This is a genomic window from Paenibacillus sp. Aloe-11, assembly GCF_000245715.1.
Lineage (GTDB): Bacteria > Bacillota > Bacilli > Paenibacillales > Paenibacillaceae > Paenibacillus > Paenibacillus kribbensis.
On record NZ_JH601050.1, the window covers coordinates 251,296 to 271,604 of the forward strand.

Consider the following 20,309-nt stretch of genomic DNA (forward strand, 5'->3'; position numbering starts at 1 on the left):
CAATCGAAAGGAGGAAAATAAATCATGGTTAACCCTTTTGAGCAGAATGAAGGTGGTTATTTGGTGCTTATGAATGGAGAAGGACAATATTCACTCTGGCCTGATTTCCAGCATGTGCCGGCCGGATGGGAGGTCGTTCACCAGACAGACAGCCGTGAGGCTTGTATGGATTATATCAGCACACATTGGACAGATATGAGACCGGATTCCTTGCGTCCCAAGGCTGATGCAGTTCGTCGCTAATCCGGGGACATCATATCTTTATACAACTACACAGCTGTTGTGCATTATATGATCCGTGAAATGATGCTAAATATAGAACCTTTTGATAATCTTATCTAAATTTTCGAAAAATTTATAGAACAGGCAGTGAGACGAATCAGGCTGTTTCCTCTAACCGAGCATATCGGAGAGGAAGCAGCCTTTATTTTTATATAAATGTCATATTGAAATTATTGAAGAAGTGTGCTATTTTATTGTTAATAACAAAATGATAATAACAAAATATTATAAACTGTAAGGAAGGCGAGGAAGCGACTATGTTTGGATTTAATTTTGTTAAATTTCAGCCCAGCGAATATGTGATGAAGGTGAAGAACGGTAAGGTGGTCCGTGAGGGTATCGGGTTATCCTTTTATTATTACGCTCCGACAACATCGGTCGTCGTCGTGCCTGTCTCTTCCATTGATGTGCCGTTCATGTTTGAGGACATGACAAACGATTTTCAGGCGGTAACGGTGCAGGGACAGCTGACTTATCGAATTGTGGATTATCGGAGAACGACGCAGATCTTGAACTATGCGTATGACTTGAAGGAAAAACGCTATATTTCGGATGATCCAGCTAAGCTGGCACAACGTGTGATTAACATTGCGAAGGTGCTTACCAAAAAGTATTTGGAGCGTGTCCCGCTCAAGGAGGCTGTTCAGTCTAGTGAGCGTTTGGCGCAAAATATGACGAAGGATATGGCTCAGCATACAGAAATGGAAAAGCTGGGGATTGAGGTCATGGGGCTGTCGATCCTGGCGATTTTACCGAATAAGGAGACGATGAGAGCGCTGGAGGCGCAGGCGAGGGAGGAAATTCTTCGCAATGCGGATCATGCGCTGTATGAGCGTCGTAATGCCTCCATTGAGCAGGAGCGGCGTGTGAAGGAGAACGAGCTAAACACGGAAATTGCGGTGGAGACGAAAAAGAGGCAAATCCGTGAAACCCAGCTTGATGCCGAACGTTCCGTGAAGCAAAAGCAAAGCGAGATGAAGGAGGAGCAGCTACGCTTTGACACGGCCTTGGAGGAGAAAAAACGCGAGCTGATTGAGCTGACGGTGACGAATAAAAAGGCGGAAGCCGATGCCAAGGCCTACGAGCTGACGGCAGTGATGAAATCATTGCAGGATGTGGAGCCGAATGTGCTTCAGGCTATGGCCAATATGGACATGAGTCCGGATAAGCTGATTGCGATTGCATTCCAGGAGCTTGCAGAAAATGCAGGCAAAATCGGTCAGTTGAACATTACGCCGGATCTATTGCAGGGTCTGATGTCAGATGGCGGAACAAGCAGATCAGCAGGATCGAGAGGAACTGGAGGAAGAACACGATGAGCAGTCAGATGACAGAGCGCAAAATTATTCTGGTGAAGCGTAAAACGCGGCTGGAGGAGCTGATTGTCCGATATAATACGATCCAGCAGGCTCGTTTCTTTATGGAACGGCTGGGTGCGGATTTCAGCGATTATGTGCTGGAGGATGAGAATTACCGCAGGGCGGTGACGACGGCAACGTCGGAATTAACGGCCTTGGGCCGTGTTCAGATTGTGGAGCGGGAGCATGTGCCGAATTTTATTTTTGGTGAGCAGGATACGATAGTGGTGCTGGGTCAGGATGGGCTGGTAGCCAACACGTTAAAATATTTGACCGAGCAGCCGCTTATTGGCGTGAATCCAGACCCATTGCGCTGGGACGGGGTATTGCTGCCTTTTACCGTATCTGACCTGCACTGGGTGGTGTCGGATGTGTTCGTGCACAAGCGGCCGATTAAGGAAGTCACGCTGGCTAAGGCACAACTGAATGATGGCCAGTCACTGTATGCCGTGAACGATTTGTTCATTGGGCGCAAAACCCATGTCTCCGCGCGATACGAGCTAAGACTTGAGGATCAGGTAGAGCAGCAATCGTCCAGCGGCATTATCGTTTCTACGGGGCTGGGGACGACGGGCTGGCTGACCAGTGTGCTGGCCGGAGCGGCCGGAATTGTCGGCAGCGCTACGCGGCATCCGATTTCGCTGACTCCAGACCATCTGGTGCCGGGTGCAGCGTCAGGTCAAGAAGCAGCGATAGAACGAATGAACCATGATCATCGCGCAGTCTGGAGCTCGCCATCGCTTTATTTTACGGTGAGAGAACCGTTTCCCAGTCGGACGACCGCTGCGGAGCTGGTGTTTGGTCAGATAGCAGCCCAAAGACCGCTTCGAATTGCTTCGCAGATACCGGAAAATGGGGTTATTTTCAGTGATGGAGTGGAAAGCGACTTTCTGGAGTTTAATGCGGGCATTGAGGCGACCATTGGTCCGGCGGAGAAAAAAGGGCATCTGGTTGTGTAGAGGTTTGTACAGGACGGCAATGGGTAATTATGAGTAAGGTACAACAATCCGATGAAACAAAAAGGAGGAATCAACATGAGCGACCACACGCAAGACGAAGCGAAAATCCGCAACCAGAAAAACGAGGACGGAGATTCCTTGATGGAAAAAACGAAGCTGGATAACGGCGTGGATATCGAGCCAGAGGCTGACGAATGGATTGCGAAGCCTTCCCCAGTGTCATACGATGATACGAAATCCTCTTCGAAGCAATAGGCCCTGCATCTCGATAGAGCAAATATGCAAAGACAGATGATCCTTGATGGTCATCTGTCTTTTTGGCATTTAATTGAATCTGGAATATACCTTCCATACCAGCTCGCGACGGCTGCTTACATCTGTTTTCAGGAATATGGCTTTCAGATGATCCTGCACCGTGTAGGTTGAAATATGAAGTTTGCTTGCCAGCTCTTTGGTCGAAAAGCCTTGAACAATGAGCTGAACAATCTGCCGCTCACGTTCCGACCATGCATATACCTCAGCCATAAGCGGCAGCATATCGGCTGCTTTAGCAGGTTCAAACCAGACAGCTAGCTGGTTCTCGTTCATATGTCCCTCTCCCCCTTGAAGGAGGGTGGCCCTGAGTGTTACCCATGGGATTCCAGCGTCTGCGGAGGGAATACATAATCTGGCCGGTGGAGTGGATGTGACGGAAGCTTGCCCGATCGGCGGGAGGGCTGTGGATAGCGCTCGCAAGCAGACCGCCCGGACCGGAGCAGGAAGGCTGCTTCCATCGATTCCCTCCTGCTGACGAAGCAGCTTTAGCCACTGCTCTGCTGTTATATTGGACGAAATCGGACTCAGTTTGTCGGAAAGCACCAGAACCCCTGGCTCCATTTCATTTTCCGTAGTCGTGCTGGGAACTGGGCACAAGCCGACACTGGCTTGACGTAGATGATAGGCTATGGACGGCGCCAGTGCTTCAAGCAGCTGTTGCTCCTCGGTACTGAACGCAGGCTGTGTATGGTGGCGGAACAGCGTAAGGAATCCCCAACAGCTTCCCTTGTACATAAACGGAACACGCAGCTCATCCACGAATCCGGCGGGGTGTAAAACCTCTCTAAACCGTCTGCTCCGATCCGGCTGCCCTTGTGTAGCCCCGTGTAGTGTCGCTATGGATCGTCCTTCTCGCACTAACTGATCGTATTTCATCATATCGTCGTGCAAATATTCGTATTCCAACAGCTTGTTATGGATGTGTCCCACACCCGATTCCGTAAATGCCCCCGTAGAAAGCAGTGTATTCGGATCTACCGAGGTGCAGCACGCAGCATCGAAAGAAACCTGAGTACGCAAGCGGTCGATTAGCGTATGCTTGTACGTTTGCTGTCGAGCGTCCTTAAGCTGTGCGAGTTGTGTAAAGTGTACGTTCATAAGCTGCTCCCATCGTAAAGGCTGGAGATTTCTAAAGTCTGTCTATTAAAATCCCACATTTATGGGATGGTGGATATACGTATGGCCTTTATAATTGAGAATGATTCTTAATTAAATCTACATTATACGAATGGTCGGGGAAGATCAAGGCCAAATGTTTGGAGGGAGCCATCAATGAAGCATATCCATACTGCAAATACAGATTCATCCCAACCCATGAGCTGGAATCATCCAAGTGTGCATAAGTACGCCGATACGATTGCTTTAAAAATACCGGGATACGCCCATTTATATGAAATGACAGATCGTTTGATATCCGCACAGCTGGAGACACAAGTCTATGCGCAGACCACAGAACCGAAGGTCCTGATTGTCGGAGCGGGAGGAGGGCAGGAGCTAATTACGCTTGGAGGACGGCATGAAACGTGGTCCTTTACGGCAGTTGATCCCTCTGAGTACATGCTGGATTTGGCACGCAGGCGTGTGACGCAAGCGGGTATCGGTTCAAAAATATCGTTTGTTACAGGTACGTTGGGAGATTTGCTGTGTATACAGCGCAATGAGCAGTCTGAAAAACAGTCCAAACAGCCCTACGAAAATCCGTTATATGACGCTGCTACCTGCCTGCTGGTGCTTCATTTTCTTCAGGGCTTGGAGAGCAAACAGGCATTGCTACACCAGATATCCGCTCGTCTCAAGCCGGGTGCGCCTTTTTGTCTAGCTTCTATCAATGGGAATCCGCAGGAGCCTGCATTTTCCATTCAAATGCAGGCGTGGAAAGGCCATATGCTGAATCAGGGCATTCCTCTGGAGGACTGGGAGCGATTCGCCGCATCCATCGGCAGTGGGTCAGACCCGGTGTCCAATACGGTAATACAGGAAATGCTGGCGGATGCAGGCTTTTCCCACATTACCCGGTATTATGGCGCTTTTTTAGTGAATGCGTGGTTTGCGGTTAAGGGGGGAGAGGCAGCTCATGGCAAAGGATAATATCATCATCATTGGCGGATATGGTCATGTCGGAAAAATAATATGCACCGAGTTAAGTGAATGGTTCCCCGGCAAGGTGTTTGCCGCAGGCCGCAGTCTGGAGCGCGCCACTGAATTTAGCCAGCAAACAGCTGGTAAAGTACAGCCTATGCAGCTAAATATTCATGAGCCAATTGCTCCGTCAATACTAGAACAGGTTAAAGTCGTTATCATGTGTCTGGATCAGGAAAATACAGCCCTGGTACGTGCCTGCCTGCAGCATGGAGCGCATTACATGGATATTACCGCCAATGGAGCTTTTTTGCATCAGGTGGAGCAGTGTCATCAGGAGGCACGAGCTTATCAGACCACAGCCCTGTTAAGCGTGGGATTAGCTCCTGGACTGACCAATCTGCTGGCGCTGCAAGCGACACAGCTTATGGATCAGACGGAAGAGCTGAACATATCTCTGATGCTGGGCTTGGGGGATGAGCACGGTCAGGCTGCTATTGAATGGACAGTGGATCAGATTCATACGGACCTGGAGGTTATGGAAGCGGGACGTCCGGTGATGCGAAAAAGCTTTACCGACGGCAAAGTGGCTGATTTCGGTGCAGGAGTGGGCTGCCATCGGGCGTATCGTTTTCCATTCTCGGACCAGCAGACACTTCCTCATACACTCGGTATTCCCACGGTTAGCACACGCCTTTGCTTTGATTCGCGGTTGACTACCCGGCTGCTGGCAGGACTGCGGACCACAGGGTTATCGGGTTTGCTTCGACAGCAATCCGTGCGGGATGTAGTGGTTCGCAGCTTCAGCAAACTGCATCTTGGAGGGAATGGTGTAGCGGTCAAGGTAGATGCACGAGGAACCCTCAAAGGCAAGCAGACGGAGGTCGAGTGCCAACTAAGGGGACACCAGCAGTCCAATTTAACCGCCAAGGCAGCTGTGTTTGCAGCGCTGGCTTTGTACCGTTCAGAGCTACCCTATGGTGTATTTCACATGGAGCAGTGTTTTGCGTGGAGTCGTATGCGGGATTGGCTGGGACAGCTGGTAGCTGTAGAGATTCAGGTGAATGGACAAAATGTTTAGAAGTTATATATTCTAATAAAAAGATTCTTCATGTCATCCAAGCCTTATTCAGCAATGCATTGCGGATAGGTCTTGGATTTCTTTTCCTATTGGATTACACTTGAAAGAAGTATCAGTTAACGGTTAGGAGAATGGATAAGCTCAAGCGAAAGAGAGGGAATAGGACGTGAAGGTAGAACAGGACTTGGAAGAAATCAAACAGAGATTGGCTCAAATCGAGGCGAAGCTGGAGCGCAGATCGACCTCCGGGAGAATCATTAAGTATATGATTATCATCTTCTTGTCTATTTTTTTCTTGTTTTTTGCGCTCGGAGTTGTTCAATTTGTTGCCGGCTCATCGGTGTAAGAGGATGGAAGAAGGAGGCGGCTTATGTCTATAGAAGCGATTATTTTTGATTTGGATAATACGCTAATTCATCGCAAACAGGCGTTTGCGGCATATGCGGAGCGCTTTGTAGAACGATTTATTGTGGCAGAAGGCCCGGAAAAGCGGGAAGCTGTAATCGAACAGATACGTCTGGCGGATCAGGACGGATATCGGGACAAGAGGAAGCTGTATACCGAGCTGCATGCAGACTTGGAATTGGAAAATCCCGATACGACAGTACAAGAAATGCTGGGCTTTTGGTATGGTGAATTTCATAAGTTTACGGTACTGATGGACGGGGCCAAGGAAGTGCTGTCCGAACTGCGATCACGCGGGTTGAAGCTGGGGATTATCACCAACGGCTCACTCCGCTCACAGCAAGCGAAAATCGACCGGGTGATGCTGAGGGATTATGTGGATTCCATTATCGTATCAGGCGGCGTGCACATCGAGAAGCCTAATCCCCGAATATTCGAGCTGGCTCTACAGGAGCTGGAAATTGCCGACCCTGGTCATGCGTGGTATGTTGGGGATCATCCGACAAATGATATTCGTGGTGCGCAAAGTGCAGGCCTGCATACCATCTGGCTGGAAGGTTTTATGCCGTGGGCGGAAAAGGGCATCGTACCAGACGATCAGATTGGGAGTCTGCGCGAAATCATCACTTGGCTGGATCGTCAAAACTATTTGACGAATACGGAGGAGGGTGCATCATGAGCATACAGCATCATGAGCATGAAGCAGACGATCAGATTTTTCCAAGGTGCGCGGTATTGAATTTTAGCATCTATTGCGGAGGCTCATTATGATTGATCATAAGATGAAAAATATAGACAAGCTGGTGTGCATACAATATGACATCAGCATAAGGTTCAGCATTCTTGCAAGCGCTATCCTAAGAGGAAGCTTAATGAATTTCCAGCAGCCTAACGGAGATTTTCCAGTGTTAGGACAGGTGATTTAGCATGAACAGCGTTCGTAAAAGCGTCAGCAGGAACGCAAATCGGGCAATACAGATGAAATCTCGCTGGAAGAAACGCGCTGTGTATCTGGTTGTCGTACTGGTCGCTATCTTATTGGGCTTGGGAAGCCGGGCATTCTCCTCTCGGTTGCCTGAATTCGTTGCCAGTCACTTTGGAGATGCCTTGTGGGCGTGCATGATTTACTTTGGGCTGAGAATGCTGTGGGTAGATCGTCAATTGTCTGTAGCCCTGTGGGGCAGCTTGCTGTTTTGCTTCGCCATTGAGTTCAGTCAGATGTACCAGGCTCCCTGGATCAACCACATTCGGGCGACAACGCTGGGCGGATTGGTACTCGGCAGAGGGTTCCTGACCGCTGATCTGATCAGGTATACGGTTGGTATTGCGGTATCCTGGGCGCTGGATCAAATCTGCCAAAGGCTGGCGGGGAACAATCACGAATAGACGACGACAAATCACCCAAATCACTTAAACCACCCAAATTATTCAAATAACTTGAAAAGCGAGGGTTGCGCTTGAAACAAAAGGGAAAACGTCACAGGTTGTTCGGCAAGATGATTGGATTATGCGCAGGGTTTAGCTTATTGTTTGCGACCATACTTGTTCCAGGGCAGGCACTGGCTGAAAAACAGCTTACGGCGCCTCTTCGTTTTGACTTTGGTCCGGGGAACGTAGCTGACGGATATACCCAGGTCACCGCCAAGGATGCTTACACGCCTGAGCGAGGCTACGGATTTATGGATCTGTCCAAGGTAAGCGAAGAGGATCGTGGTGGAAGTGATGCTATTCGCTCGGATTTTGTTCGTGTTCACGGCTCATCCTTTGTCGTCAATTTACCACCTGCGGATTACACGCTTTCCCTGATTGCCGGAGATGCAGCCGGAAACACAGATATCACTGTAAAAGCCGAGTCCATCGTTAAGGTGGAGCCAACCACCAAAGCAGCCGGCCAATTTGTCGAGGCAGGATTTGAGCTCGCCCTTATTGACGGTCAGCTGGAATTGTACTTCTCGGGAAATGAACCGAAGGTTAACGCTTTGGTTATTACGCCCAAGGAAGCTCGAACGGCTGGAGAGCATCCTTCGGTATACCTTGCCGGAGATTCTACGGTTCAAACCTATAAGCCCTCCATGAAGCCCCAGGCGGGCTGGGGTCAAATGATTGCGCCATTTTTTACGGATGAGACTACATTTGTGAACCGTTCTATAGGTGGACGAAGCACGAGGACCTTCCTGGTGCAGGGACGGCTGGATGATATATTGAGGAATATCCGGCCCGGGGATTATCTGCTCATACAGTTTGGTCATAATGATGCGGCGATCAACAATCAAGAGCGCTATGTTTCACCCGCAGATTACAAGGTTTACTTGAAAACCTACATTCAAGGAGCCACACAACGTGGGGCGATACCAGTGTTAATTACTCCTGTGGGTCGTCGGGATTATGATGCGGCAAGTGCTTCCTTTCGGATTAGCTTCCCGGAATATGTGAAGGCCATGAAGGAAACGGCAGCCGAGACAGGTGTTGCACTGGTTGATCTTAGCCGCTTGAGTGTAGAATATTACAATACACTTGGCCTGGAAGGAACACTCCCGCTATTTTTACATGTGGAGCCAGGGGTGTATCCTGCATTTCCTGATGGGGTGAAGGATGATACGCATTTTCAGGAGTATGGCGCGGAGCAAATAGCCCGACTGGTAGCTCAGGGCATTCGCGGGCTGAATATTCCTTTAGCCTCTTATGTGCGGACGGGGGATTCGCAATAAAACGCTGTTTCCATCCATGATATACTTAGAAAATAAACTGGCCCTACCCAAGGATAGCATTGTTTACGGCTTGGGTAGGGCTTTAACGTTTTTAGAGTAAGAATACGGACGCAACAGGTGCAGTTACTGGAGGCTTGGCGGGGATTTATTAATACTTTAGTGCTTTTATTTGTCAGATTCAATCTTGGAATGGTAGTATAAGGGTAGATATTACTCTATTTGGGATTCTATTAATCTAAATCATATTTCTTTGAATGCCGATATATGGGAATGAGGCGAGAACATACTGTTATTATAGCCGCCCGAAAATGGATGTATATCATTGGGTTAGGAGAGTAGAAGAAGTGTCGGATTTATATACCAAAAAAGAAGTAGAGGAATATGTAACGAACACAGCTCTTGAACGACCTTTAGGTGTAAGCATTGCAGCCATTTTACTGATTTTTAATGGGGCTCTTCTGATGGTGACACAGCTATTGATACTCAATGAGTTGAATGAGGCTTCTACGTTGATAGGGATTTGCAGGGGGATGTTTCAAGGATTCATTGCTTTGCTTGGTTTGGCCGGAACGACTGCCGGTGTTGGTATGTTGTTTGGCAAGAAGTGGGCCTGGTGGCTGGCTGTATTTTATTTTACATATGAGACTATGTATTATGCGTGTGCCATTCTGTTCATTCCGGATGTCTCGCCCATATTGGGCGGTGTACAGCTGAGTCCTGCTCTATATTACGTAAAGTATGGTATGCGCATTATTTGGAATCTGGCTTTTACTTTGTTCATGTGCCAGGGAAAAGTGCCCGGATTTTTTCAAACAGATGAAGTCAACAAGTGGAGAGCATGTATTGCATTATTACTAATTAATGGAGTGTTGGTTGGAATTGGCTGGGGATTATTAAATTAGGCTCACCGTATAGAAGCCTTCATTGATCCAGATAACGAAGGCTCCAGATGGCTGCTCCTTAAAAGTGGTTTTACAAATATCCTTTATCCCCATAAGGCTGGAGTCGGTCAAGCCAAGTCTGCTCCAGCTTTGCCAGTGCATCTTTGACATCGAAGAACTCTGAATCCTTTTTCTTCAAAATGTCCAGTACTCCAAATTCAAACGCATCCTCGCCATACTCATTCCATTCCTGTTGCAGTTGTTTATTTTTAGATACGCCCATCTGCAATTCAAAACGACGCCCGTTCAGCGATTTTAAATTCGGCGTAGAAGCGACAAGCATTTTTCCATTGTGTGTATTGCGAATGCAATAGATTCCAGCCTCGGTTTTTATCTCCATGTACTGCTGTACCAGTTCTTTTCTTCGGTTCATTGTCGAATCCTCCTCATTTATAAACGTTGTCCATTAATAATCTTTCAACCAATATTCACTGCCATCCGGCTTGCGATCCAATAGACCATATTCAATCATATATCTGCGCACCGTTACATAATCGTCATACACTTCCTGTAAAATCGCATTGATATCCTTCTCATGATACGTTTGTCCTTTTACGAAACGTCCCGCAATTTCACGCAGCACAACCAGCTTGTGCTTTTCTTGCATTTTGAAGGTTTTCAAATGCCCGTCTGTACCATTCGGAAAATACTTCTTGAGTATCTTTTGCTTTTCGTCTTCTGTAATGTTGTAGCGTTCGTCCACCATCCGTGCCCGTACCGGCACTTCGACGATGGAGGGAGCGTGGTGGTCCTTCTCCCTTAGCAGCTCCATTAATGTGAGAAATACCTTGGCCTGCCTTTCTTTTTCCTTGAGTCCAAAGCGGTGATTGCGGATGGTTGATGCACTGCCGATTCCGGTTTCCTTTTGAATATCCGCATCGCCCATGCCTTGATAAAATAGCTGAAGCAGTCGGTTCTGATGATCCGTCAGCCCGGTCAGCTTTTTGTCCAGGCTGATCAAATATTCAAATACCGAGCCGTACGTCCGCTCAATATGAAGACGCATGTACCGCTCCGCATCATAAAATACCCCTTGATCCTGATAGATGATACCTTGCTCGTATCGCTGTCCGTCCAGCAGGCAGACCACCTGCTCTCCCTGACGGATATATCCGCGCTTCAGTTCCTCAATTCCAGCATTCCAAAATAGCTCGGAATGGTCCATTTTAGCAAACACCTCGATTAAATGATGATTATTTTATAGACAATATAACATTTTGTTTGTTTTAAATCAATGAGTGGGATGAATGTAAGGGAGATTTCCAGTGACTCTGTCGCCAATTTATACACAGGAGAGCCAATCCACCTGAATACAGATGAATTCATTCATGAAACAATACTTATTTTACAGATGCTTGAAATTTACTTTCTTCTAATATTTAACTGTTAGTAGAATTATTGAAAAGTTATAATGCTAATGATTATCTGAGTGTACTTGGAGAAAAGAGGTTAAGAGATGATGTTGAAAAAATGGCCATTAATATTGATGCTAGCCGTGCTGGTAGTAGCATCATTGGGCTGGAACGGTGGAGTATCTTATGCAGATTATCGTACTTGGGACAAGGACAAGGGTAGATTTTATTATACTTGGTACAAGTACAAGGGTACTGAGGTGAAGACATATAAACTGACTGAAGTACCTGGAAGACAAATAGAACTGGGTTTTGATATTGATAAACATTCAAAAGAAGGAGAAATGGAAGAGCGAAGGTTCTTTCAGGCTTTAAGCCAAACCCCAAATGTGTATGGAGACTTCACCGGCTATAAAACAGTGAAAACAACTGGAGTTGTCACCGAAAGTATAACGGATGGGGTTAGCAAATTTACAGTTATTGATTGGCTTTATAAGCAGGAGCCACAAATTGTAAAATACGTAAATCCAGATGTAACTAGAAAAGATTATTTTACTTGGCAATCAGGTAATGCTCTTCGAATTTTTATGAAAGGGTCAGATGCAACTTCTTTGTTTGAGCTGTTTTATAAGGGGGTACCAAGTGAAGAACGACTTCATTTTAAAGCTACCGATATATATTTTGTTAGATTTTCCTCCAGCTATATGACTGCTGAAGCGTTAACAAAGGAAGGGGCTCATACGTTTACCAACCGGGAGCTTGTAGGTCAGGTAACAAGCGCAGATCCTACAGCTTATCCGCAAAATGGGATTTCAAAGGGGTATTATTATGTTTTTAAATGGTCGGATTCGGATGATCCCCATTATGTAGAGCAACTGGACAAAGCTGAAGCAGCGGTGGCGCAAGCAGAGACAACCCAATTACAAAATGATGTAAATGCAGCTGTAGAGCTAATAAACAAGTTGCGGGATCCAGACAAGGGCAAGCTTGTTGAAAGGATAGTAGCTATACAGAAAATTATTGATGCAAAAGCTGCCTATGATGAGCAATTAAAGACAGCTACGCAGGCAGTTGAAAAAGCAGAAGCTTCAAAATTACAAACTGAGATTAATATGGCCCGTACTTTACTAGTGCATCTCAATGATACAGACAAACAGCAGCTTAATGATCGTTTGGATCGTATACCGGTTATTGATGATTTGCCCAAGGATATAACAAGTCCTTCCAAACCTAAGAAATTAGTAGGCTCCAGACCTTCGCCTAACAGTGTTATTCTAACCTGGGAAGCATCTACCGATGATGTTGGAGTTGTTGGCTACGATGTTTATCGTGATGGTCAAATGATAGGTAATACCAAGGAATTAACCTTTCAAGTAGACCAATTAGAACCTCAGAAAATATATAAGTTCGCAGTAAAAGCCAAGGATGCGGCTGGTAACTATTCGGAGTTTAGCAATAGCATTAAAAGTGGCCTATCCAGAAAGTATAAATATATATATGACGCTAATGGAAGGCTTGAGCATACTGAACAGGATGGTCAGGTTGTTTTCCAATATCATTACGATGCTAATGGTAACCTGATACAGATTATAAAAATGAGCAACACCAAATAAATGATAAGTAGCTTAATTTAAAGTCGGGAATGGAGAGAAGAACTTGCGATTTAGAACAACAAAACGTCATATAGCGATAATCATGATTATCACATTTATTTTCGGTACAATTAGCGGCTTTGTTCCTCCAAATGTGTTCGGTGCGGGGAATGACAATTCGCAATACTCGGTGGATCAAATGGCTGCCCGATTTGGAGTCACATCATCTTTTCTTTCGGAACAATTAAGAAAAGGTTATTCATTAAATCAAATTTATACAGCGTTATATATGGCTGAACAAGATCATATAAGCTACGAGCAGGCTGTAGCTTCGTTATTCCCTTCAGAAGAGAACCAATCGCAAACCGTAACAAGCGATGTATACAATAAGCTATCGGATGCTCCATTAGGTAACCTGATTTCTCATAATGTTGCAGATGATGTTTATCAAACGGATGACCTTGATCCTGCGAATACAGTCACCGAAGATGTATATAAAATGGACTTTCTGAAACAAAGTTTCATGGCAAATGTGCCACAGCTTCCACCCATTAGAGAAGAAGCGCCAGTATACAATAAGTCTTCTTTTAATGAAGCTCCTTATTCTGTTGGCGATGATAAAGAATCCATATCCACTTTATCAGGCAGCTTATCGCTGCAAAATACAGATTTAACACTGCCTGGACGAAATGGACTTGGTTTTTCCTTGACGCGTCAATATGATACGAATCGGGCTCAATTTTTTGACAAAGGCGCTGAAATTGTTGACAACAGTGCTGCTGTGCAAAACTATTATGTCTACTTTAAGGCGATGATGAAACCTGTTACCAAGTCGTACAAGGTGTCCTATCAGCAAAAAAGATGGGTGCAAGAGGACACAAATGGTGATGGGAATGTTGATGTTAACACCTATAATCTTCAGCCAGAAACAAAAGTTATAGGCACTTACACGACTTATGAAGCTGCCAGTCAAGCGGCGGGACAAAAAATAACCTATACTACACCCTCGGAGTCCAGAATAGAGAAAGACTCCAGGACTGGAAAATGGGAGAAGGCTTTTCCGGACTCTATTAAGTATAGTAAAGATGGTTTTACCGGAACTTTAAGCAAAGATGGGCAAGCCAGAGTCATCAAGGGATCATATACGGCTCCTAGTTCAAAAAATATATACATGGAACAATGCAGTGTTATGAATTTGTTCTATTATGATAGTACGGGCAACGCTTCGCGAACTTTTCCACGTAGTCCGGTATGTGGAGACTCTAAAATGCATTACGACAGGGATTCATATGTAGGGGATTTAACTTTATCGTCTTTACTTGTTTATCCAAGATGCCCCATGTACTCTCCTGGTAGAGCAATGTGTACAGAATCAGGAACAGCGTATTATTCAGGAACAGTGTACAATAAGGGAACTGCCGATACCCGGGAATGGAGACAAGATTATAGCGGAACCGTCACAAAGCCCGGTTATACTAGCGATATTGGTTATAGCGAGTGGACTAGTAATGGAAAAGGCGGAAGGACAAGAACAGCCTTTACCATGGAAGGCTCACCACAAATTGAAACGATTGTTTCTGAGGGGCTGGAAACGGCTGTTCGCCGACAGACAGCGCTGTTCACAACCATTGCTGAGGCTGAGTACTATAGGGATGTAATTAACAGCAGTCCTCAGGCTGAAATTCCGGGTGACGATGGGAATAAATACTATATTGCAGCAGATGCAGATGCTACCGTTTTTGCTGAGATTGTAGCCTATCAACCTTCATTTATCTTTCAAAACCGTACCTATCCTGCGCTAGAAGATCAATTGAACCCTCTGGGTAAGGGGTGGTCCTGGAATTTACCTTATGTAGAAACCAAAGAGGGCAAGCAGTATATGCACTTGGGGGATGGTGGCAGCTATGAAATTGAGGGCGACCAGCTCAAAGGTTACGACTGGAAGGGACTGAGTTTTACTCCGGATACTTCAGTAACAGTTAATGGAGAAAATTCAGCCTATGTATTAACTTCTGTTGATGGGACGAAAAAACAATATTTTTCCAAAGACGGTCAGTTGCTGCAAATTGAAGATGCATATCATAACACGATAAAGTTCAATTATGAACTCAATGCTACTTATAAACGTAAATTGCTTAGTAAGGTAGAAGATGCAATCGGCAACTCGATTGATATTCAATATACGGCTACAGATGTTACTTTGTCTAAAGGAAACCGGACTGTTGTTTATCATAAACATACAGAGCAAGGTGTTGAATTACTGGATTCCGTGACAGATGCCGAAGGCAGAAAAACCACATATTCCTATACATTGGCACCTGCCAAGTTTAATTTGAGTGCGTCACATCCAGAAAGACAAATCTCTAATCCGTACGCTTTGTTAACCAAAGTATTTCATCCTACGGGAGCCTCTACTTTGTATACTTACGAAGATCAGCCAGTAAAACGCTATATTGGCTCCAATTCGGTAAACGAGGCATATAGAACGGTCTCACGTGTAGATCAAATCACATATGAAAACAATCAAACCGAAAACTATAATCGGGAAACGATTCATTATAATTCCGATATGGGTGAGAGCTATGTGAAAGATACTTCGTTCTCTACCGTAACAGACAATGGATTGGTTCGTTCAACATTCAATTATAATAAAAAGTTTATTAGTGCAGACACGCCACCACAGTATTATCTGGATCAATCTGTGGTTAAAGCAGGAGATTCTGAAAAGAGCACAGCTTATCAATACGGCAAGCAGGTGACAGGCAAAGCCTATACCGTACCTGTACCAACCCGTACTTCGTCCAGCAATAATCAAAATGGAGACGTTTTGACAACGACTGCTGAATATGATGATTACGGTAATATTACAAGCTCAGTGGATGAAAAAGGTTCACAAACTGCGTATACGTATGACGACAAGCACAGGATTAAAACCGTTACGGAACCGATTGATTCCCAAAGCACTGGAGTTACAGAGTACACGCGTAACCCACAAGGGAAAGTAACGCAGGTCATCGTCTCCAAAGATCATTCCGGGGGAGAATTACTTCAAAAAGTAAATTATTCGGGTATCGATGCTTACGGAAATACAACGGTTCAGACGATTGCGAATGGTAACAAGTCCGTGACTACAACAACGGAATACAGCAGTGACTACGATCATGCTTTTCCAACGAAACAAAGTGTAGAGGTTACGAGTATTGATGGAGAAAAATCTACAGTTTCGATTCAGTCAGATTATGATAAGTCAACTGGTCTAATCACTTCCTCACTGGATGGGAAAGGTCAGAAAACCGCGTATCAATATGACGCTCTTGATCGCGTAAAAGCCGTAACCTATCCGGACGGTAAAAGTATTCGTGTAGCCTATGATGATCTTGAGAACACCGTAACGGTTACGAATGAGCTGGGGATCAGAACCAAAACACGTTACAATGCTTTGGGCTGGAATATCGAGTCAGGTTTGTTCGAAGGTAACGATTACGTGATCAAGTCCAAGTCAGCTTATGACGCTAACGGCAGATTAGTGTCCAGTGAAGATGCACTTGGGCATCTGACACGCTATGGTTATGACGCTTGGAGCCGTACAACCTCGACAGCCTATGCGGACGGTTCAGAAGCAGGAGTTAAGTATGATGATGCTCTTCGTCAAGTAATTCAACGAGACGGTGAGCTTAATGAACAAATTCAAATCTACGATAAATGGAACCGTTTGGTACAAAATAAAGAAAAATCAGCAATGGACGGTAATGAGAAAGTAACTTCCAAGATAGAGTATGATGCTGTAAGCGATCAGATTTTGAAACAGACCGATGCGAATGGAAATGAGACTCAGTTTTCGTATAATGCCTTGGGTGACCAAACAGCGGTGACGGAGCCTAATGGCGAAACGACGAAGTACACTTACGATATGCTGGGTAATCTCACTCGGATCACATATCCGGATGGTCAGGCCAAGGTGAAGTCGTATGATGAACTGGGTAGAGTCATTCAAACCAAAGACGCGAAGGACCAGATCGAAAAGCGCTATTTTGATACCAATGGCAACTTATCCAAAAAAATAGATCGCAACGGGAATGTCACTTCTTTTGAATACGATAGCCGTAATCGGTTGAAGTCGCGTGTAGGTAAAGATGAGACTGTCAGCTATGTATACGATGCGGCAGGCAAACGCCTAAGCATGACAGATCAAACGGGTACAACATCCTATGCGTATGATCCGTATACGGAGCAACTGAACACCTTGTCTTACCCGGATGGGTTAAAGCTTTCTAATCAGTATGATTCGAATGGCAATCGAACCGAAATGACAGGACCATTTGGCGAACAAGTAAACTATACGTATGATCTTTTGAACAGATTGAAGACCGTAGGCAACACAAAAGATAAGCCCGTTTCGGAATATACCTATACCAAAAATGGATTGCTGGATTCAACAGTATCTGCAAATGGTTATCGCCAGCAAAACCAATATAACGGGATTGAATTAGTTGAATTAAAGCACACACGATCCGATGCGGAAACGAACAGCTTCCAGTATAGCTATGATCCTGGTAAAAATATCACGAAGCGTATTCAAAATGGTGTAGAGGATGCCTTTACGTATGATAAGCTGAATCGGATTGCTACCTCTACCGAAAATCAGGATACTTATTCGTATGATGCCAGAGGGAATCGTCTTACAATGGAAACGGAGAGAGCTCCGCATACGAAGCCGAGGGAGAACAGCTTTGACGATCAGAACCGATTGACGCAAGTCAAGGTCGACGGAAAGCTCGTAGAGTACCGATACAACGGGGATGGTCTTCTGACAGACCGTATACAGGACGGCGTTCATACCCGTTACTACTATGATGGGAACAGTGCCCAAATCATAGCAGAAGCTAGGATTGAAAATGGAAAGCCTATTTTAAAAGCTAATTATATTCGAGGTCTGAAATTAGAGGCTATAGCCTATGCGGATCAATCGGAAGCCTATCCAGTCTATAATGGTCACGGAGATATTATTGAAATCAGAGATTCATCTGGAGCCTTGCTGAATCAATATCAATATGATATTTGGGGCAATGAAGAGGTCAAGGAAGAAAAAGTCCACAACCCATTCCGATATTCAGGCGAATTATGGGATGATACAACGGAATTACAATACCTGCGAGCCAGATGGTATGATCCTGATAGTGGAAGGTTTATTAATGAGGATACGTATGAGGGAGAACTAACGGATTCACTGAGTTTGAATCTTTATACGTATGTGACGAACAATCCGCTGAAGTATGTGGATCCGAGCGGGCATTATTTTGAAACTCTTGATTATCAAGAACTTCGGATACTATTAAATGATGCAAGAGTTAGATCGAATTCTACAAAAAATAGGGATTATCAAGTATACAAGGACTTCATACGGCAACGATACGATTTTGTGTCCGTTTTTGGAGGCTCAAACCAGTACAATTACTTATATGACTTGGTGACGGGAACCAGTGTCTATAAAAATAGTACTGGCAAGTCTGAATGGGCCCAAGAACAGCTGTTAAGTGCATACCAAAAGTGGACAGATGCCGAAGTCCTTGGCATAGCTGCGATGGGACTGATTAGCGATGTGAATTTTGGTGGAAAAGGGAGCAAAGGAAAATCATCAAGAGGATGTAACTGTTTTGCCGCAGGTACGAAAGTTCTAACAGACGAAGGGGAGAAACCTATCGAGGAAATAGAAGTAGGGGATAAGGTTCTCTCGAAGGATGAAGCGACTGGCGAGGTAGCGTACAAAGAGGTTACAGCTACTTTCAACCACAAAACGGATGAGATTTACAACATCCATGTGGGCGGTCAGACGATTGAATCGACCTTCAACCATCCGTTCTATGTGAAAGATAAAGGATGGACATTCGTTAAAGACCTCAAAGTTGGGGACTTGCTTGTTCAGAGCGATGGGAATACACTCAAGATAGACAACATTGAACTGGAACAGAAGCACATCACGGTTTACAACATGACGGTTGATGAGTTCCACACATACTTCGTCAGTGATCTTGGGATTTGGGTGCATAATACGAATTGTGGTTATAAAGACATAACGGTAGGGAAAAGTGTAAGGAATATTGAAACTAATGTTACGAGAGCAAATTTTGAAAAGAGTCTTGTGGAAGATGGTTGGACCAAATCTGTAAGTAAAGATGGAAAGAGTACTATGTATTCTAAAGATGGAGCATCATACCGGATTCGAGATAAATCAGATCAGGGATTACAAACTGCTGATTATTGGGCTAAGGGCGCGACAAAGGTAACAACTAAAATTAGATTGGGGGCTAACGATTGAGTGAAATTATTAAAGACACAAAAGATTTTGAAGAGGCGCAGCACTTGGTTTCAAACGTAGTTTATGTTGAAGAGCGACTGCCAAACCAAGTATTTAAAGTTCCATTTCAAAATAAAGTTGTACTTGATTTCGATCATGCAATGAGTTATGGTTTTTGGAATGAAGTGGAGCAACTTACAGGCATTTTTGATGATTCTTTCGTCATTATGGCTGTGTTAGACCCACACCCAGTAAACTATTATTATACCGAATTTTCTCAGTATAATTGGTGCATGCTAAATAAAGGAACAACATCGGATGAATATTGGAATACTCTTCAGCAAAGCCCTATAGAAAGTCCTGCAGATTCCATTTTATCTAATTCTGAAGTAATCGTATGGCTACCATCTTCGATGAAATGGGCGTTGTGGGGAGAAAGGAGTTACGGTATTTGTGTTCTTGGTTTCAGTGACGACATTGGTGACTACAAAAGTGAATCATGGTTTACTATGGATAAAGCTATCACCGATCTAGTGTCACTTAACTTTAGAAATTATACCGTTCCCGATGAGATTATCTCAAAGTTAATGAAGTACTACAGCAGCATTAAGTAAGAATTTATTAGACCTTGGGGGCAACAATCCTCAAGGTCTTTCCTTTACCCCCACCCAGTGCCGAATAAATCGGGCGGCTGAATCCAATGAAGCATAATCCTCATAATACCAGTACAAGAAATTCTTTAATTCTTTTGTACGCACACAATAGCTTGAAAAGTATAACCTAAATTACGTTAAGCCATTACATGAAACAGGTTGATTATGGCCAGTTGCCGCCATGATTGACCTGTTTTTTTGTTGTCTTCGCTTTCTCACGTTTTTTTCTAATTTTATTGCAACTGTAGAATACATCGCCCCGATAGAGAGGATGAGAAGGCAATGAGTC

General features: G+C 44.8%; 16 protein-coding genes and 1 pseudogene. 14 read left to right on the top strand and 3 right to left on the bottom strand.

The window, feature by feature from the left end; all coding sequences use genetic code 11:
* Positions 1 to 24 precede the first annotated feature (24 nt).
* The 4 genes from WG8_RS07190 (at position 25) to WG8_RS07205 (ending at position 2,854) form a co-directional block, all read left to right on the top strand.
* Positions 25 to 243, top strand: coding sequence for an MbtH family protein (locus WG8_RS07190; protein WP_007429477.1), 219 nt, complete (start codon positions 25 to 27; stop codon positions 241 to 243).
* Between the two features lie 296 nt (positions 244 to 539).
* Positions 540 to 1,601: an SPFH domain-containing protein gene (locus WG8_RS07195; protein WP_007429478.1), complete on the top strand. Its 1,062-nt coding sequence runs from the start codon at positions 540 to 542 to the stop codon at positions 1,599 to 1,601.
* Positions 1,598 to 2,599: a hypothetical protein gene (locus tag WG8_RS07200; RefSeq protein ID WP_007429479.1), complete on the top strand. Its 1,002-nt coding sequence runs from the start codon at positions 1,598 to 1,600 to the stop codon at positions 2,597 to 2,599. The genes WG8_RS07195 and WG8_RS07200 overlap by 4 nt, the downstream gene beginning before the upstream one ends.
* A 75-nt stretch (positions 2,600 to 2,674) precedes the next feature.
* Positions 2,675 to 2,854, top strand: a complete 180-nt coding sequence (locus WG8_RS07205; protein ID WP_007429480.1) for a hypothetical protein — start codon at positions 2,675 to 2,677, stop codon at positions 2,852 to 2,854.
* 69 nt (positions 2,855 to 2,923) lie between these two features.
* On the opposite strand, the gene WG8_RS07210 is transcribed toward WG8_RS07205, so the two are convergent.
* Positions 2,924 to 4,012: a LuxR C-terminal-related transcriptional regulator gene (locus WG8_RS07210; RefSeq protein WP_007429481.1), complete on the bottom strand. Its 1,089-nt coding sequence runs from the start codon at positions 4,010 to 4,012 to the stop codon at positions 2,924 to 2,926.
* 174 nt (positions 4,013 to 4,186) lie between these two features.
* On the opposite strand from WG8_RS07210, the gene WG8_RS07215 reads away from it, so the two are divergent.
* From WG8_RS07215 to WG8_RS07245, 7 genes and pseudogenes are all read left to right on the top strand, one after another.
* Positions 4,187 to 5,002 (top strand): class I SAM-dependent methyltransferase, encoded by an 816-nt coding sequence (locus WG8_RS07215; RefSeq protein ID WP_007429482.1) that lies wholly within the window; start codon positions 4,187 to 4,189, stop codon positions 5,000 to 5,002.
* Positions 4,989 to 6,074, top strand: a complete 1,086-nt coding sequence (locus WG8_RS07220; protein ID WP_007429483.1) for a saccharopine dehydrogenase family protein — start codon at positions 4,989 to 4,991, stop codon at positions 6,072 to 6,074. The genes WG8_RS07215 and WG8_RS07220 overlap by 14 nt, the downstream gene beginning before the upstream one ends.
* A 166-nt stretch (positions 6,075 to 6,240) precedes the next feature.
* Complete coding sequence (locus WG8_RS07225) at positions 6,241 to 6,420, top strand: hypothetical protein (RefSeq protein WP_007429484.1); 180 nt, start codon at positions 6,241 to 6,243, stop codon at positions 6,418 to 6,420.
* Between the two features lie 24 nt (positions 6,421 to 6,444).
* Positions 6,445 to 7,158, top strand: coding sequence for an HAD family hydrolase (locus tag WG8_RS07230; RefSeq protein ID WP_007429485.1), 714 nt, complete (start codon positions 6,445 to 6,447; stop codon positions 7,156 to 7,158).
* 248 nt (positions 7,159 to 7,406) lie between these two features.
* Positions 7,407 to 7,915: pseudogene (locus tag WG8_RS07235) on the top strand (DUF2809 domain-containing protein).
* A gap of 60 nt (positions 7,916 to 7,975) precedes the next feature.
* Positions 7,976 to 9,187: a rhamnogalacturonan acetylesterase gene (locus tag WG8_RS07240; RefSeq protein ID WP_007429488.1), complete on the top strand. Its 1,212-nt coding sequence runs from the start codon at positions 7,976 to 7,978 to the stop codon at positions 9,185 to 9,187.
* Positions 9,188 to 9,531: 344 nt separating this feature from the next.
* Complete coding sequence (locus tag WG8_RS07245) at positions 9,532 to 10,089, top strand: hypothetical protein (RefSeq protein WP_007429489.1); 558 nt, start codon at positions 9,532 to 9,534, stop codon at positions 10,087 to 10,089.
* Positions 10,090 to 10,159: 70 nt separating this feature from the next.
* Here the strand turns inward: WG8_RS07245 and WG8_RS07250 are convergent, their stop codons facing one another.
* A complete protein-coding gene (locus tag WG8_RS07250) occupies positions 10,160 to 10,501 on the bottom strand; it encodes a GIY-YIG nuclease family protein (protein WP_007429490.1) in 342 nt (113 codons plus the stop codon).
* Between the two features lie 33 nt (positions 10,502 to 10,534).
* Positions 10,535 to 11,293: a DUF2087 domain-containing protein gene (locus WG8_RS07255; RefSeq protein WP_007429491.1), complete on the bottom strand. Its 759-nt coding sequence runs from the start codon at positions 11,291 to 11,293 to the stop codon at positions 10,535 to 10,537.
* Positions 11,294 to 11,584: 291 nt separating this feature from the next.
* Between WG8_RS07255 and WG8_RS25925 the strand changes: the two genes are divergently transcribed.
* Genes WG8_RS25925 through WG8_RS07275 form a run of 3 tightly spaced genes read left to right on the top strand, consistent with a single transcriptional unit; the run spans position 11,585 to position 19,981 of the window.
* Positions 11,585 to 13,093 carry a fibronectin type III domain-containing protein gene (locus tag WG8_RS25925; RefSeq protein ID WP_232289065.1) on the top strand — a complete coding sequence of 503 codons (1,509 nt, stop codon included), beginning with the start codon at positions 11,585 to 11,587 and terminating at the stop codon, positions 13,091 to 13,093.
* Positions 13,094 to 13,136: 43 nt separating this feature from the next.
* Positions 13,137 to 19,388, top strand: a complete 6,252-nt coding sequence (locus WG8_RS07270; RefSeq protein WP_007429493.1) for a polymorphic toxin-type HINT domain-containing protein — start codon at positions 13,137 to 13,139, stop codon at positions 19,386 to 19,388.
* Positions 19,385 to 19,981: a hypothetical protein gene (locus WG8_RS07275; protein ID WP_007429494.1), complete on the top strand. Its 597-nt coding sequence runs from the start codon at positions 19,385 to 19,387 to the stop codon at positions 19,979 to 19,981. The genes WG8_RS07270 and WG8_RS07275 overlap by 4 nt, the downstream gene beginning before the upstream one ends.
* The last annotated feature ends 328 nt before the right edge of the window (positions 19,982 to 20,309 follow it).

Coding starts and splice junctions, on each gene's coding strand:
- WG8_RS07190 (WP_007429477.1), top strand. CDS start 25: ATGGTTAACCCTTTTGAGCAGAATGAAGGTGGTTATTTGGTGCTTATG.
- WG8_RS07195 (WP_007429478.1), top strand. CDS start 540: ATGTTTGGATTTAATTTTGTTAAATTTCAGCCCAGCGAATATGTGATG.
- WG8_RS07200 (WP_007429479.1), top strand. CDS start 1,598: ATGAGCAGTCAGATGACAGAGCGCAAAATTATTCTGGTGAAGCGTAAA.
- WG8_RS07205 (WP_007429480.1), top strand. CDS start 2,675: ATGAGCGACCACACGCAAGACGAAGCGAAAATCCGCAACCAGAAAAAC.
- WG8_RS07210 (WP_007429481.1), bottom strand. CDS start 4,012: ATGAACGTACACTTTACACAACTCGCACAGCTTAAGGACGCTCGACAG.
- WG8_RS07215 (WP_007429482.1), top strand. CDS start 4,187: ATGAAGCATATCCATACTGCAAATACAGATTCATCCCAACCCATGAGC.
- WG8_RS07220 (WP_007429483.1), top strand. CDS start 4,989: ATGGCAAAGGATAATATCATCATCATTGGCGGATATGGTCATGTCGGA.
- WG8_RS07230 (WP_007429485.1), top strand. CDS start 6,445: ATGTCTATAGAAGCGATTATTTTTGATTTGGATAATACGCTAATTCAT.
- WG8_RS07240 (WP_007429488.1), top strand. CDS start 7,976: ATGATTGGATTATGCGCAGGGTTTAGCTTATTGTTTGCGACCATACTT.
- WG8_RS07250 (WP_007429490.1), bottom strand. CDS start 10,501: ATGAACCGAAGAAAAGAACTGGTACAGCAGTACATGGAGATAAAAACC.
- WG8_RS07255 (WP_007429491.1), bottom strand. CDS start 11,293: ATGGACCATTCCGAGCTATTTTGGAATGCTGGAATTGAGGAACTGAAG.
- WG8_RS25925 (WP_232289065.1), top strand. CDS start 11,585: ATGATGTTGAAAAAATGGCCATTAATATTGATGCTAGCCGTGCTGGTA.